This is a genomic window from uncultured Oxalicibacterium sp. (genome assembly GCF_913776015.1).
Classification (GTDB): Bacteria; Pseudomonadota; Gammaproteobacteria; order Burkholderiales; family Burkholderiaceae_D; genus Oxalicibacterium.
The window spans coordinates 1-14,886 of record NZ_CAJYMD010000025.1; the positions used below are offsets into that span (position 1 = coordinate 1).

At 52.7% G+C, this 14,886-nt stretch carries 13 protein-coding genes; 3 read left to right on the top strand and 10 right to left on the bottom strand.

Going from position 1 to position 14,886, the window contains the following annotated elements; translation table 11 throughout:
* Window positions 1–908 (bottom strand): ligase-associated DNA damage response exonuclease (locus tag QZ725_RS03585; protein ID WP_293776305.1); only part of this gene is annotated, 908 nt, incomplete at its 3' end.
* A 290-nt stretch (window positions 909–1,198) separates the two neighbouring features.
* Between QZ725_RS03585 and QZ725_RS03590 the strand changes: the two genes are divergently transcribed.
* From QZ725_RS03590 to QZ725_RS03600, 3 genes are all read left to right on the top strand, one after another.
* Complete coding sequence (locus tag QZ725_RS03590) at window positions 1,199–1,381, top strand: CsbD family protein (protein WP_293776307.1); 183 nt, start codon at window positions 1,199–1,201, stop codon at window positions 1,379–1,381.
* A gap of 269 nt (window positions 1,382–1,650) precedes the next feature.
* Window positions 1,651–1,923, top strand: coding sequence for a hypothetical protein (locus QZ725_RS03595; RefSeq protein WP_293776308.1), 273 nt, complete (start codon window positions 1,651–1,653; stop codon window positions 1,921–1,923).
* Between the two features lie 228 nt (window positions 1,924–2,151).
* The gene (locus QZ725_RS03600) at window positions 2,152–3,630 is read left to right on the top strand and encodes a DEAD/DEAH box helicase (protein WP_293776310.1); all 1,479 of its coding nucleotides are present in this window, start codon (window positions 2,152–2,154) and stop codon (window positions 3,628–3,630) included.
* Window positions 3,631–3,810: 180 nt separating this feature from the next.
* On the opposite strand, the gene QZ725_RS03605 is transcribed toward QZ725_RS03600, so the two are convergent.
* Genes QZ725_RS03605 through QZ725_RS03640 form a run of 9 tightly spaced genes read right to left on the bottom strand, consistent with a single transcriptional unit; the run spans window position 3,811 to window position 14,883 of the window.
* A complete protein-coding gene (locus tag QZ725_RS03605; RefSeq protein WP_293776312.1) occupies window positions 3,811–7,341 on the bottom strand; it encodes a glycosyltransferase in 3,531 nt (1,176 codons plus the stop codon).
* A gap of 27 nt (window positions 7,342–7,368) precedes the next feature.
* A complete protein-coding gene (locus QZ725_RS03610; RefSeq protein WP_293776313.1) occupies window positions 7,369–8,061 on the bottom strand; it encodes a TylF/MycF/NovP-related O-methyltransferase in 693 nt (230 codons plus the stop codon).
* A gap of 9 nt (window positions 8,062–8,070) precedes the next feature.
* The gene (locus QZ725_RS14965) at window positions 8,071–8,346 is read right to left on the bottom strand and encodes a hypothetical protein (RefSeq protein WP_366773631.1); all 276 of its coding nucleotides are present in this window, start codon (window positions 8,344–8,346) and stop codon (window positions 8,071–8,073) included.
* Window positions 8,343–9,512, bottom strand: coding sequence for an FkbM family methyltransferase (locus QZ725_RS03615; RefSeq protein WP_293776315.1), 1,170 nt, complete (start codon window positions 9,510–9,512; stop codon window positions 8,343–8,345). The genes QZ725_RS14965 and QZ725_RS03615 overlap by 4 nt, the downstream gene beginning before the upstream one ends.
* Window positions 9,513–9,535: 23 nt before the next feature.
* Window positions 9,536–11,482, bottom strand: a complete 1,947-nt coding sequence (locus tag QZ725_RS03620; RefSeq protein ID WP_293776316.1) for a hypothetical protein — start codon at window positions 11,480–11,482, stop codon at window positions 9,536–9,538.
* Window positions 11,483–12,439 carry a hypothetical protein gene (locus QZ725_RS03625; protein WP_293776317.1) on the bottom strand — a complete coding sequence of 319 codons (957 nt, stop codon included), beginning with the start codon at window positions 12,437–12,439 and terminating at the stop codon, window positions 11,483–11,485.
* A gap of 1 nt (window position 12,440) precedes the next feature.
* The gene (locus tag QZ725_RS03630; protein ID WP_293776318.1) at window positions 12,441–13,100 is read right to left on the bottom strand and encodes a methyltransferase domain-containing protein; all 660 of its coding nucleotides are present in this window, start codon (window positions 13,098–13,100) and stop codon (window positions 12,441–12,443) included.
* 24 nt (window positions 13,101–13,124) lie between these two features.
* Window positions 13,125–13,748, bottom strand: a complete 624-nt coding sequence (locus tag QZ725_RS03635) for a DapH/DapD/GlmU-related protein (protein ID WP_293776319.1) — start codon at window positions 13,746–13,748, stop codon at window positions 13,125–13,127.
* Complete coding sequence (locus QZ725_RS03640; RefSeq protein WP_293776320.1) at window positions 13,738–14,883, bottom strand: Rieske 2Fe-2S domain-containing protein; 1,146 nt, start codon at window positions 14,881–14,883, stop codon at window positions 13,738–13,740. Before QZ725_RS03640 ends, QZ725_RS03635 begins: the two co-directional genes overlap by 11 nt.
* Window positions 14,884–14,886: the final 3 nt, after the last annotated feature.

Below are 14,886 nucleotides of genomic sequence, written 5' to 3' on the forward strand. Positions count from 1 at the left end.
AGGAAGAAAGGAGAGGATTGGAGCCTGATCCCAGAACGATCGAAGGTCGCCTGCATCAGGCCCGGCCAGTCTGCATGGTCGGACAACACGAAGCCGCGATCAACGCCACGCCGTCGCCGTGCGCCGCGCAATTGCATCCAGCCACTGGCGAAGGCGTCGCTGATATCGCCGAAGCGCCTGATCCAAGGCGAGCCGCCAGCCGACGGCGGTGCCAGCACGAGCGCACGCTTGTAGAGCGCCTTGTCCTTTACCTCGCCGACGGCGAGCGTCTCCGGCAAATGGATGCCCGCTTCACGGTATGCGCGATTCAAGGGTTCGACTGCACCGTGGCAAACGATGGGGCCGACGCTGTTGTCAATGCCGTGCAGGATGCGTTGCGCCTTGCCGAACGAATAGCAGAACAGCACGCTGCAGCGGCCCTGGTCGGCGTTGCGTCGCCACCATTGGTTGATATCGTCGAAGATCATCGCTTGCGGCTGCCAGCGATAGATGGGTAAGCCGAAGGTGGATTCGGTGATGAAGGTATCGCAACGCACGGCTTCGAACGGTGCGCAGGTGCCGTCGGGCTCGACCTTGTAATCGCCGGATGCGACCCAGACTTCGCCGCGATGCGCCATGCGCACTTGTGAAGAACCGAGTACATGACCGGCCGGATGCAGGGAAAGCGTCACGCCGTTGTGCGTGATGGTTTCTCCATAGGCAAGCGTTTGCAGCGTGATGTCGCCGAGGCGTGCGCGCAATACACCGGCTCCCGCCGCGGCAGCGAGGTAGTGCGTGTGACCGGTCCGTGCATGGTCGGCATGGGCGTGCGTGATGATGGCACGCGGCACCGGGCGCCACGGGTCGATATAGAAATCGCCGGGTACACAGTACAGACCTTCCTTCCTTGCTACGACCATGTCGCTCATGAATGCTCCGGAATGCAGGCAACGGTTTCACGATAGCAAGTCTTTTGGCGCGTTGTCTGTGCGTACAGTCACGCAGGTGAACCCCCTTTTTTTTATTCCTCTTGGTGGAGACTGACATGCGCTTAGGCCATTGGAAAGATTGTTTCCTGAATGCATCGAAATGCAAGAGTGGCTTCTAGTGTGGCTTAGCGTACGGATGGATGCGCTGGATCGATCAATACTGCAGCGCAGGAGTGGAGTGTTTCTGCTCATCCGGCGTAGGACGCCGTCACTTTTCAAGGAGATTTCTCATGAACAAGGAACAGGTCAAAGGTACTGCCAAGGATATCGCCGGCAAGGCACAGGAAAAAGTCGGTGAAATGATCGGCAGCAAGGAACAGCAAGCCAAAGGCATGGCCAAGCAGGTCGAGGGTAAAACCGAGAAAGCCTATGGCGATGTCAAGGAAAGCGTCAAGGACAACCTGAAGAAGTAATCGGTATCCGCACGGCAAAGGCAACCAGTCTTGCCGTGACGCTGGCACAAGCCAATCGAAGCCCATCCGAGAGGATGGGCTTTTTTATTTTCGATAGTCGTGAAGTGCCTGTATTTGCGAAGTCGAATGGGTTTTCATAAGCAGCGCTTATCAAACGATAAAAACGCCTGTGTTTGCGTATGGCTTTGGCACTTTTATACTGTGCCGCGCTGAACGATCGCCGTAACTAAGTGCCATAGCGGTCGATGATTATTTTGCAGGAGCAAAGCGTGGCAATGCCAATCGAATACAAGGGTTTCAAACTGATGGTGACGGTAGAGCGGCAGTCTGCGGACGATCTGGCCGCCCGCTGGCGCGGACATTTCGGTTTCTGGAGCGAAGATGGCGCCTTCTCGCGAGAAGGCATGGTCAGCCGCACCGAAGCCAGCCCTGACGATGCGCGTACCAAGACCTTGCGTATTGCCAAATCCATCATCGATGCCGAGTGGACAGGCGCTGACTTGTCGGATGGCCGGGCAAGGACGGTATTTTTGCATCATTGATGCATTCAAGTCGTTGATAAATCACGTCTTTCTTTCGTCAGGCGTATAATGGGCGCTTTCCGCCGGAGACGGCAGGGCGGGCGTGGGTGCCATGAGAGCTACCCGATCCGATCGCCTTGACTCCGGTCTTTGTCGAGTCATTTCCATTATCGAAAGAGTCAGGTCTTTCCGATTCATCGCACGATCGCACCGATCGCGACGCTTCACTCAGCAGGCCTGCTGCATACCATGTCTGACATTCAGTCCGCTTCGCCCGTCGCTACACCCGACGCCGCTTCCGCTCCCGTTCGCTTCGAGGATTTCGGTCTGGCTCCCGAGATTTTGCGGGCGCTCGGCGATCAGGGCTATGTGCATCCGACACCAATTCAGGCGCAGGCGATTCCGATTGTGCTGAAAGGGCGCGACGTGATGGGTGCGGCACAAACGGGTACCGGCAAGACCGCAGGCTTTTCGCTGCCGATCATCCAGTTGCTGATGGCCCATGCCAATACCAGCATGTCGCCGGCGCGCCATCCCGTGCGTGCACTGATCCTGACACCGACGCGTGAGCTGGCCGATCAGGTTGCCGACAACGTGAAAGCCTATTGCCGTCATACAGCATTGCGTTCGACCGTGGTGTTCGGCGGTGTCGATATCGGCCCGCAAAAGATTGCCCTGCGCGGCGGTATCGAAATCGTGATTGCCACACCGGGCCGCCTGCTCGATCACGTGCAGCAGAAATCGGTCAACTTGTCACAGACGCAAATTCTCGTCATGGACGAAGCCGATCGCATGCTCGACATGGGCTTCCTGCCGGATCTGCAACGTATCATCAATCTGCTGCCCAAGCAGCGCCAGAACCTGATGTTCTCGGCGACCTTCTCGCCCGAAATCAAGAAATTGGCTGGTAGCTTCCTCAAGGACCCGGTAACGATCGAAGTCGCGCGCAGCAATGCTACCAATGACAACGTCACGCAATTGATCTACAAGGTCGAGGAAGAAGCCAAGCGCGATGCCGTGTCGCACATCATCCGTGAACGCGCGCTCAAGCAGGTCATCGTGTTTTCCAATACCAAGCTTGGCGCTTCGCGTCTGGCGCGCCAGCTCGTGGCCGAAGGTGTGAAAGCATCGGCCATTCACGGTGACAAAAGCCAGGGCGAACGCATGCAGGCACTCGAGCAGTTCAAGAGTGGCGAAGTAGAAGTGCTGGTGGCGACGGATGTGGCCGCACGTGGTTTGGACATCGCCGAACTGCCGTGCGTGATCAATTACGATCTGCCGTATAACGCCGAAGACTATGTGCATCGCATCGGTCGTACCGGCCGTGCCGGTGCCAAGGGCGACGCGATCTCGCTGTTCAGTGCCAAGGACGACCGCCTGCTGGTCGATATCGAAAAACTGACCAAACAGAAATTCACGCCGCTGGCACTGGAAGGCTTGCAGGTGCGTGGGGAACGCCGTAGCGACCGTCCGCTGCGCCGTGACGAAGGTAGCCGTCCTGCACGCAGCAATGACCGTACTGCCGGCAGCCATGGCAATGCCTATGTGCCGGGAAGTCGTGGTGCGTACGCCGCGCCGCGCAAGGAAAAGATCGATCCGTTCTTCTCGCAACCCTATGAACCGTCGAACACGGCAGTGGAATCGGTCAAGCCTGTCGAGAGCAAGGGGGCGATCAAGCCTGCCAAGCATCGCGTGGCAGCGCTCCTCGGCGGTGGCCCCAAGCGTTGAGCGTAGGGGAACAATGCAAAATAAAAAGGCGCGGTAAGCGCCTTTTTTGTTGCCCTGACTTGCCTGAATCTCGTGCGAAACAGGATGTGAGGATGGCCGACATGAGGTCGGCTTGCTGTTGCAGACGTCGCCTGTCGATGCGATGTGCAGAAGGATGAATCGTATCTCCGCCGATACGACTTAATCCGGCAGCCAGGCCTTGCGCCATGCAAGAAGGTTGTCGCCTTCCAGCATCCATTCCTCGCGGACCTTTTTCTGCAGTGCATCGCCCATTGCTGCCGTGGCATCGAGATCGGACAAATGTATGCGAATCGCATTGACCCAGTCGATGTAACGATTTTTGACGCGCGTGACGGGCAGATCATCCTCCTGATAGCAACGCACATCGCTGCAGATGACCGGGAAGCCGAGTACACCGTATTCGAGCAGACGCAGATTGCTCTTGCACTGGTTGAACAGATTGTCTTCGACCGGTGCCAACGCCAGATCGAGATTCAGCTTTGCCAATGCCTGCGGATAGCGATGAATGGAAACGCCCGGATGAAATTCGTGGATGTAGGGACGCAATTTATCGGGGCACATGCCGAAGAAAATCCATTCGACTTCGTTCGCCAGTTCCCGAACGACATCGGCGATCAGTTCGAGATCGCCGGCATGTCCTGCGCCCCCGGCCCAGCCGACACGCGGCTTTGCCGATATGCGTCGTAGCCCTTGCAGATCTTTCCACCAGACAGGCTGCAATCGATTTTCGATGACCCGGATATCCGGATGCATGCCATCGAACGCTTCCTTGAGCGCTTGCGTCGAAACGACGAAGCGGTCGGTCAGGTTAAAGCCCTGGCGCAACTGTCGCATGATGTCGCGCGAAAAATCCTGACGATGCGCACTCTTCATCGGCAGGTTGGGCAGGTAGTCGTCAAGTTCGTAAACCTTGAACGCCTGCGAGAAAGCGTGCATGCGGTGCATGGCAGCGATGCGATCGTCGGTGATCGGTCGTTGCAGGATAACGATATCGGGTGCGAAGCGTGCCAGTTCGGATGGCGACAGCAGATTGCCCGAGACTGTCCCATCGATCAGGCCGGCTTCGGTCATCGCCAAGGTCGGCTGGATCACACGATAGTGGCCGCAGCCATAGATATCGGCGTTATAGGCCAGTACGGTAGGTAGCGGATGGAATGCCTGCAGTGGACGCCATGCAAATTGCGGTTCCGCCAGTTTGAACCCTTGCGGATCGCGTAGCGAAAAACCGGGATTGTAGGCAGGATCGTGCGCCATGACGGGCAGCCAGCGCGCATACATCGCATCCTCTTCCTCGACGCTTGCGGTCGTTGGTGACGAGACATCCATCAACAAGGTCGCACGTGGCGTCCAGACATTGAGCAAGCCAGCCTGCTGCAATTTCAGGCACAAATCGATATCGGCACAGCGCGCCAGCAGTGGCTCTTCATCGAAGCCACCAGCTTGCAGAAACAGTTCGCGACGTAGCAGCAGGCATTCCCTGCTGAGCGCAGCGTAATTCTGGTCGAGTTGCAGGCGCTGCATGTAACCGGCATCGTCATGTGCCAGTCCTTCGAAGACACGTCCGGCCGGGCCATCAAGTCCGAGGATGAAGCCGGCATGATGAATCTTGCCATCGGCCGACAGCAGTTTGGCACCGACAGCACCGACTTCCGGGCGCGTGCCATGATTGACGAGTTGCTGCAACCAATCCTTGTGCAATACGCCGGCACCGTCCGCCAGCCACAACAGAAAATCACCGCGTGCCTGTTGAGCAGCTTCGTTGCATACGCGTGCATGGGAAAGATCATTGGCAAAGTGCAGTACACGCAGTTGTGCCGCATTCATGGATTCGATGCCGTCGAGCCAGGTACGCACATCGATTGCCTGATTGCCGTGGTCGATCAGCAGGATTTCATAGTTCGTATAGTCGGTATTCGCGAGCAGCGTTTCCAGGCAGCGCTGTACTTGTGCCAGTCGCTCTCGCACCACAATCATGATGCTGACCGCGGGCTGTTGCGACGGGGCGTAGTCAATGGCGTAACAGCCGGGCTGCGGATTGTGCAGAACGGCATCGGCAAAGCCGCGCGCGTGCAGATGGCGTAGGATGACATTGCGTTGCGCGGCGTCGTCGTCCGTTTGTTCGATGGCGGAGGCTGTCAGCAGCGGCTCGCTGATATGGCCGACACAACCGAGGCCATATTGTTCGACCAGTTGCAATTGGTAGGCGAGTTCGAACGCTTCGCCATCGTCGGTAGAAAATCCGCCATGTTCGAGCAGAGTTTGTCGACGGTACAGCCAGTGCGGCGACATGCTGGCAGGGAAGCTCAGCAACAAGTCCAGATTGAAATCGGGGCGCAGCAGCAAGCCCAGTTCGGTGTCTTTTACCCGCACGATTTCATCCGCATAAGCGGCAACACATTGTTCGGGCATGGTCGGCAGATCGATTGCCGTCAATAGCAGGCCACTAGGCAGGAATTCGCTACCGGCCTTGGCAAGCATGATCCAGTCTGCATCGAGATCGGCAATGCATTGATTGAGTGTCTGCGCAATCTGCTTGTCGTTGTCGAGCTTGATAACTACAGCGCGACTTTCCAGATTGCTGGATGGCTGGACGGAGCAGACAACGATATCAACGCGGCGATAGAGATTGACATCTTCAAGATTGCGCAGTGTGCGTTCAACGGCGGCGGCATTACCAGTGCTATCTATGATAAGAATGCCGATGCGCGGGCCACCCTGTAGGTTGGTCAGATGTGCATCGATCAATGCACGTTGTCCTTCTTTGGGATACCGTGCGCCTAGCCACAAGGGAAGCGATACACCGCCAAGGCCGGCCACATTTCGCAACGCAGTCAGCAAATTAATTGGTTTGAAGATACGTGCTGCCATGCCCGTAATGGGCGCGACGCTGACGAATTCATTGCTGCCCGTGGTCCGATACCAGCCGAGATCGCGTATTGCTTGTCGAAAGTCAGCATGCCCTTGTTCGCCAATCCCTGGCAGATCGCGACCCGACTGACTGTACTGTGCTTGCGAGACGCGAAACTTCGTCAGCGGTTTCGACAAGAACGCCAGATTGCCGCGTTGCAGCAGCTTGGCATACAGGGCCAGATCGCCCACCCAATGAATGACCTTGCCATTGAGCGACATCAGGGTATCGACGATCTCCAGCAAATCGGTACGTCGCACCATGACGCAGCTTGGCTCGCCGATGAAATTGATCGTGTGGTCGCCGAGGAAGGAAACCAGTTCTTTACCGTTGATGATGACATCGCCGGAAAACGGGAAATTGGTTGCCAGGATGTCCGGTAGCGGTTCGCCATCTTCATCGATACGCTGGCGTCTTGACGACGCTAGGGCGATGTCGTTTTCTTTTTCCATGATGGCACACAGCTCGGTGACGCATTCGGGCACAAGTACATCATCGTCGTGCAGGAACTTGACGTATTTGCCTTGCGCCAGCTTGATGGCCTGTGCCGTACTACCCAATTCGCCGAGACGTCGATTATTCTTTGAGTAACGAATAGCGACGTTGCTTCCGGCATGCTTGGATTGGATCAATTCCTGTATCTGATCGTCGGCACTATCATCACAGATGATCAGCTCCAGCGATGGATAGGTTTGCGCAAGAATGCTGTCCAATGCCTTATCGATAAACTGGAATTTATAGGCCGGCATGACGATGCTGACCAAAGGGAATTTGCTAGTCATTCCTGACGACCTTTTCTTGTTTGCCTGTTAAAGAGGTTTTTTGAAGTAGGCAGGTATCTTGTTATAGGGACTCTTCGATATCGACAACTGATGCTGGTGAGCAAAGGCATCGGCAGCATCCGTGGCACCTGCAACGGCGCCATAATCGTCCAGTACGATCAATCCTCCTGGCACAACACGATCATAAAGATGCCGGAGTGCAAATTCAGTCGGTTCCTTGACATCCATGTCGAGGTGCAAAAGAGCGATGCGTGTGGCCGGATGTTGCTTCATATAGCGATCGACCGTATCGAAAATATTACCCTCGACCAGTTCGATGTTGTCGAATCCCTTGTTTCTCATCAGGCCTTCGACTTCTGCTTTCGCAAGGCCATACCCGCCATTATTTTCGAACGATTCGATGAATGCTTGATCGTCGGTGCCAGCCACATCTTCTCTGGGAAATTTGCCGAACGCATCGAAGCCGATGATCTTGCGAGTGCTGTCGTTTTCAAGCGCGTTGCGAAATGTTGCAAAGCGAATCAGCGAAGTCGCCTTGTAGACTCCGAGTTCGACGATATCGCCCTGTAAGTCGACGATGTTCTTATACAGATCAAAGTGCGCCAGAAATTTATTGATGCGCGACGGATGGGAAAACCAGTAGTAGGCGTTTTCGTAGTCCCAAATATGGCTGGCATGTAAGCCACGGATACTTGATATGTTTTCTGTTTGTTGTGACATGGTATTTAGCTAACTGACTGTACGAAGTGCCCTCTGATTCTCCGACGCCTTGAATGCGAACTCGATGTATTTCTTGGGCGCCTGTGAGATTGCGGGATATATATCGAATGCATGCACAGGTTGAAATTCACAATAGCTCTCGCTGCTATTTGTATTGGCTAATAGCAATACCCATGCGCACAAGGGCTTTCCACCGATTAGCTTGATGTTTTTCATGGGAATGCTCTTCGATCCGCCACGAAGAGGGATGAGGGCAACAGTTCTGTCGCCTTGCCGCATGATCATTTCGCCCAAGCTGGTGGATGTACGCCGCTCACTGGCGAGGCGTACAAGACGAGGTCGGTAAAGTTGTTGGGATTGTGCTGGCGCAGCCGGAAATGATAGTCACCGACGATCCGATCCAGACCCGCCATGATCTCTAATAAATCAGTCGCGTAGTGGTAGGCCGCAATCGCCATGCGTGGCCGTTTTCGTTGAAGGAGGCTTGCACCGCCTTCGACGACTTTGCTTTCAAAGCCTTCCACATCCATTTTCAGGAATGTGATTTCTTCAAGTTCATCATCAAGACGTGTGGTTTCGATGGATACGGAACCATTTTCTTCTACGCGACTGGACATGTTGCCCAAAGCATTAAAGCGTAACGTTTCCTGTCGATTCGATATGCCCTTGTTGATGAATCGCGTATTCGGTAAAAGAGGCTGAGCAATCTGGGCCAGCGTGGCAAAATTGCTTTTGTCTGGTTCAAACGCGGTGATGCTTTGGTAACGGTAGCCCGAAGCACCCAGGAATTTCTTCACGATCGGCCCTTGATAGGCGCCACAATCGCAGTAGTGTTCGTTTTGTCCCACTCTGAAAGTTCCTGTTTCGGGAAACACGGAAAAATATTCTTCTGATGGATTTGACCAGGCTTGCATCAGGTGATCACGCTCGTATGTCAGTCGGAACAGAAGATTGGCATAGAGCGTTACCTTGCTAAAGTCATCGTCCATACGATCGGCAAGATGGAGAAAGGTGTCGAGGTTTGCGAGCGTTTTTTCGCGATGTTCTATCGCCGATTCATAAACGGCAGGCATGCCGAGTTGTGCGCGCGCTTGCATGTAATCCCTTTTTTCCACACCTGCTGCATCGCATAGTCGTGAAACCCAACCTCGCGCATTGGGGCCGCATGAAAAATCGATAGCAACTGCATCTGGATACTGTTTGGCTTGCGCAAGAAATTGCACGCTGTTCCAGCGAGGTGCGCCATGTAGCATCTTTTGGGAAGAGAAATCATCGACGACGGCAATGATATTTTGCAGATGAGGCGCGATTTTCTGCGCATACAGTTTGCCGTAGTCCGAGGAGGTTGCCAGAAAAAAAATGGGACGCGTCGTTAACTGCTCAATGCACGGTTCACCGTCCGTCGCTACTTTCAGCAATTTCGTTCGGAGCGTTTCCACTAGAGTTTGCATGCTGTGATCCTGAAAATATGGGGTTATCGCTGTACTGCTGGATCATGCATGTAATCCAGCGGAAGGTGCGGCGATGACGTGATCTTGGCGAGAATCCGGCCGTTCTTTTCGAAATGTTTTTTTGCTACTAAAAAGGATTGACGCATGTAACCGGTAATCGGGTCATGTTCAACTCGACGAAGCGAATTCGTTTCCCCATAAAAGTAGGGTTGGGAATAATCAAGGTCTACACCGCCGATCAATACTTTTGAGTAGCCCATATAGAAAGCCATTTGCACGGCCATCAGAAGCACAGTGCAGCCGTCATATACGCAAATCGAAGGGTCGTAAGAAAAATTTTTCTCATCTTCAAACATGAGATTGCCGGTACGACGGCTGGCTTCAGTCAGTGCGATGAAAGTCTGCTGAGTCAGTAATTCAGCTTGCGTCTTCTCGATATAACTATAGAGTTCGGTGCCTACGAATTTAATGTCGGCCTCGATCTTGATGATGTCTTGTTGCCATTGCTGAAAGCCAATGGGCTCCAGTAGGAAATAGTATTTTGGGCGGTAATTGAACCCCTGATCTTTCAATTTGAATGATTTGTTGCACCAAAAAGATTCGCGCTGCATCAATTCATTAATATCCAATGTCATGAGAGAAGGTGCATTGCCAAGGATATAGGCAGTTTCTCCACATTTTGAATCCTTGAGTTGGCGAATTCGTGAACGCATATCGGAATTGTTGGTGTCGGAGAGCACAGGCGCTTGAGGGGAGTTCGACGCCAACATTTTCTCCAGCGCATCAACGCGTCGGCGCTGCAAAATTCCACCTGAACGTTCGTAGGCATGCCATGGCAAGGAGCGTTCCCAGTGCAGGACTTTCTCGTAATCGCCCCATTCTTCGAACATCTCGCGACCATGATGACGATCAAGCGCCGGCAGACGGGAAAGACGCGGTGCCGGTGTGTCCGGTTGCAGTACTTGATGCCAGAAAGCTGGGGCAAGGATCTCTTGATAGTGCACTTGCAGGTAACTGTCTTGATCGCACTCCTTATTGGATATCAGCGGGGTAAACGGTTTACCGAAACAATGTGCCTTTTTGTCGAACCAAACTGCTTCTTGGAGGATGCTGGAAGAAATGCCGCACACTTCTAAGTCTTCCTCGGCGCTCAATATCTGATATGTACTTTGGAGACAAGCTTCTACAGGTAAGCCAAGTCTTTCTGATAGCGCTAAGCGTTCCTGTTGTGCGGTGCTGCCTGCATAGCCGATTGGATAATCGACGGTAAACAGGAGTTTGCGGCCCGCAGCAAGCATTTGCATTTTTTCAACATGATCTTCCGCTTGCTGAAAATGGCCATCCTTTCCCAGTAGCGCGATATCGTGAGGTTCTTGGCGTATATAAATCAATGCGCCATCAAGATCGAATTGATGCCGATGCATTTCTGCCAGTCGGGCGCGATGTGCTCTGACATTGGCCCCCAGAAAGGCTGCTTCCAGCCGTAATTCTTCTTCACTGACGGCGAAGTTGGCGATACGCTCTGCGAGCAGTTCGTTAGACGTGCGTAGTGCGATATATAGATCGCGTCCGAACCGTAGCGGTGAATAACGAATATCGAGAAAATGAATTTTGCGTGCTTGGCATGCTTGTCGTAGCCAAGGCGATATGTCGCAGGTGAGGAGTAGCGTATTGTCAGATACGTGAGAAAAAAGATAGTCGATCGCGGCGGAAGGTAGGTCATGATATGTCGCCTGCCACAAGTGGTCGGGTGAAAGGTCTTTCCCCTGTTTACTCAGATATTGAAAATGCTGCAAATCAAAATCTGCCAGCGCGGCATGAACCCTTCGATTTCCGGGCGCGTAGGCGATATCGAGCGCACATGCTTGTCGTATTGGTTCACGTACAAGATCGAACAAATTTCTGGATGGGTTATAGGACGTCTGAAGTAGATCTGGTAGGCAGACGATTGCGGAAATATCGGCTGTCATTTATGTTAAAAGTGCTGCAATCAGGTGGGCGGGCATCGTATCCGGTTGTCTTAAAAGAATGCGATGTGACGACGAGCCGACTTCATTCTGAAGTTTGCGATAGTCGACAATCGAGCGCCGCATGAAGAAAACCGCGTTACATGGTTGTAGCTGAGATTTTGCCTTCTGAATAATGTTATCCACAGAGCCTGAGAGATAGGTTGGCTTGCTTTCGACATGTTCTTTAACGGTGCCAATGCAGAGGCTGCGTCTATAAAATTCGAAGTGTGCTCCCAGTTCATCAATAGCTTTGTCGCTTATTTCAACGTGCAGATCTGCTTCTGGATAAGCCGTCTTCAGCTTAAGCAGCGCATTGAGAAAACTTCGTGGTGAATCAAGTATCTGAAAATGCGGACAAATGCCGTATTCATACAGATCTCTGATGAGATTAAGAAGCACACTGTCTGGTGTGTCGTCTTTGTCGAATGCCAGCATCTGATCCCAGTCTGCGTTACGGAAAATCTCATCAAGCTTTTCCCCCAAAACGTACGACTCCAAGTCGGCGAAATGGTCATTAATCAGGCTGAATCGGGCTTGTTGCCATAAATCTCGAATGTCTTCCGATACCAGTTCTGGAACAGGAAAACGCAAGGCGTTCTGTTGATCTTTGTTGATAAGTGAGACGATAAAGTCTTGCACACTCATCGTCTGTATGTCCATTGAGTTGAAGAACGTTTTAAGTTCTGCGCCGAGCCGAACATCCGCCGTCCCTGGTCGATGACATTCCAGAACGATATCGTTCTGACCGACTATTTTTCTTGCGGCCTCGAAGTCAAGAATTGGGATGTTGTCGAGATCATCCGGGACCTTTCTAGGATAGACGATGCCGGAAATGGAAATGTCGTTTAGTCGCAAAAATTGTTTGAAGAAATTCAGCGCGGGACTTTGCAATGCCCAGCCTGCTGCATAAATTTTCATGTTATGGCTTTCTGAATTCGAAGAACATGGTATCGCCGGCCTCTACATCGCGAGGTTGGTCATTCGTCATCTGATGCGGATAAAAGATGGCAACTTTTCCATCTTTGAGGCCGCAGCACACAGTAGAGAACGCATGCGTTTCTTCGAGACCGAATTGTTCGGCCATGGAACGGACTTCTTCCGGTAAGAAGTGACGGTAATGCCATTTGTAACCCGAGTAAGGCATGACGCTTTCATTCGGGCAGGAGATGAAGAGTTGCCCACCTTTTTTCAGTGATTTGGCGAGTGTCCAGAAAAAGGTTTCATGATCTTTAACGTGTTCGATCGACTCCATACACATAATGAAGTCGAAAGATGCGTCAGGAAGATTGAATGGAAACAGTTTGGCTGCCCAGATGATATTGGGGTCGTGCAGTTTTTGACTGGCGATGGCAATACCTTCTTCCGATCCATCGATGGCGAGAATCGTGGCGTTCGTTTCTCTCGCGACCAGTGCTGCGCCGTATCCCGAGCCACAAAAAATATCTGCGCCAAACAATGCGCCTTCCCGTTCGTTTACACGTGACGCGGCGTATCGATAGCGCCAGAGATGATCGCCACCCACTAGATTAAGGTCGAGCGTGTGATATCTTTCGCCACTTTTCAGAGAGTAGTCTTTCATTCTTCTTCCGTTTCTATTCTTCTGTTAAAGGCCGTAGGTTCTGATGGGTTCGTCGTAACGAATATCGAACACAGTCTTGTTTGGCACATCGGTTCGATAGAGTTGAGGCCACCCCAACTCCGCATTCTTTCCAATCTTGATACCTCGGTGAATGGTCGCGCCTGTACGTACTACGCAGTGGGCGCCGATCTCCACATTGGCACCTATGCGTACGCCGCTTTCTATCCAGCAGGATGACTTTATCCGGCTGTTGGGGCCAACATGGACGCCGGCATGGAGAACCGTGTTGTAGTCGATACGGGCACCATGCTCGATGACGGCCAGCGCGCCGACGAAAACGTTCATACCAATGACCGCACTCGGATCGAGAACAGCATGCGGGTGAATAAATGATTCAAGCTTGAATCCCAGCGCCATCACGGCTTGCATGAGTTCCATGCGCTTAAAGTTGCCAAAGCGCTCGTCGAACGCCACGAACATGCTGCCTTGGTCCGGTGTTAGGCCCTCGAGAACGCTGTAATCGAAGCGGTAGTCGGTATCCTGACAGATTTCAATTTTTTGCACAGCTTCGTCGGGACGAGCCTGTTTCCAGGCCTGAAATACCTGATCAAGGTAAATGCCGGCGCCCACGATCCATCTAGATTTCATGATCGTTCGCCATTAATGTTGTATACCAACGTTCAACAAGACGGTTGGTCGCTTCGTACGCTCCCTGAGTCGGGAGCGGCGCGTCCATGTGCAGGGCGGCCTGTACTTGCTCCATAATTTCCACATCTTCACCGACGACTACCTTGCTGCCATGCATTTGTGCCAGCAAAACCTGATTTGAAAAAGCGTAAGGCTGCTTCTTGCGCGTCGTAAACCAATAAATCTCGATATCTGTATGGTCAGGTGCGATAGGAATGTGATGCTCGACCGTAAAAGAAAATCCACCGTTGGCGCTTGCGATATGTAAATTGGGAAATGCGAGCCAGTTGTAATACATATCCTGACTGCCCCAGCGTTGTACTTGATCGTGCCAGCCAAAGTGCGGCAGGTCATTGATGGGAGCATCGGCACCGCCATAACTAAAACGGCGCATCTCTTGTCGTAGTGCGGACGGTGACGTTTCGGAAAGCGGCGAGTTGGATTCTTGAAAAGCAGGCTGGTCAACTGAGGGTATGAACTTGACGGTTTTTGCCAGGCTCTTCGGATGAACGAAACGAGGATGGTTGGCGTCGCGCAGATTTTCGTAAGCCAGTTTCCAGTTGAATTTAGCGTGCCAGGTAGTCACCATGACTTCGGTGTCATAACTATTCGAGCTGCTTTCGAGCAAATCGATGAAGGCTACGGAGAATTGCTCTTCGAAAGGGAACGGATGTTTATCAAGATTGATGAACAGCACATTGCCTACCGAATGTAAGGCGAATTCTCGGAGCTTCAATTCTTGTTTTTCTTCTGCACTGAATCCGTAAATGGCATCGCAATCGGGGATGTGATCGACCTGTCCCTCGGCGTTGTAACGCCATGCATGGTAGGCACACACTAGCGGGCGTTTGCCCACAGCTTCTGTTTGTATCAAGGCATTGCGGTGCAGACAGACATTCTCAAATGCACGAATTTCACCATGAAAATTCTGTATGACGACGGGTATGCCGGCGATTTTGCGAGTGATGAAAGCATTGTGCTCAACCAGCATTGTCTTCAGTCCCGCAAATAGCCATGCCTTGCGAAAGAGCTTTTGCTGCTCACGTTCGAATATTTCGGGCGATAGATAGTATTTTGGATGCATTCTGGACTGCATCAG

Bases quoted from the DNA above. Each gene is read 5' to 3' on its own strand.
- QZ725_RS03630 (WP_293776318.1), bottom strand. From the start codon at position 13,100: ATGAAAGACTACTCTCTGAAAAGTGGCGAAAGATATCACACGCTCGAC.
- QZ725_RS03610 (WP_293776313.1), bottom strand. From the start codon at position 8,061: ATGTCACAACAAACAGAAAACATATCAAGTATCCGTGGCTTACATGCC.
- QZ725_RS14965 (WP_366773631.1), bottom strand. From the start codon at position 8,346: ATGATCATGCGGCAAGGCGACAGAACTGTTGCCCTCATCCCTCTTCGT.
- QZ725_RS03590 (WP_293776307.1), top strand. From the start codon at position 1,199: ATGAACAAGGAACAGGTCAAAGGTACTGCCAAGGATATCGCCGGCAAG.
- QZ725_RS03620 (WP_293776316.1), bottom strand. From the start codon at position 11,482: ATGACAGCCGATATTTCCGCAATCGTCTGCCTACCAGATCTACTTCAG.
- QZ725_RS03600 (WP_293776310.1), top strand. From the start codon at position 2,152: ATGTCTGACATTCAGTCCGCTTCGCCCGTCGCTACACCCGACGCCGCT.
- QZ725_RS03615 (WP_293776315.1), bottom strand. From the start codon at position 9,512: ATGCAAACTCTAGTGGAAACGCTCCGAACGAAATTGCTGAAAGTAGCG.
- QZ725_RS03640 (WP_293776320.1), bottom strand. From the start codon at position 14,883: ATGCAGTCCAGAATGCATCCAAAATACTATCTATCGCCCGAAATATTC.
- QZ725_RS03605 (WP_293776312.1), bottom strand. From the start codon at position 7,341: ATGACTAGCAAATTCCCTTTGGTCAGCATCGTCATGCCGGCCTATAAA.
- QZ725_RS03635 (WP_293776319.1), bottom strand. From the start codon at position 13,748: ATGAAATCTAGATGGATCGTGGGCGCCGGCATTTACCTTGATCAGGTA.
- QZ725_RS03625 (WP_293776317.1), bottom strand. From the start codon at position 12,439: ATGAAAATTTATGCAGCAGGCTGGGCATTGCAAAGTCCCGCGCTGAAT.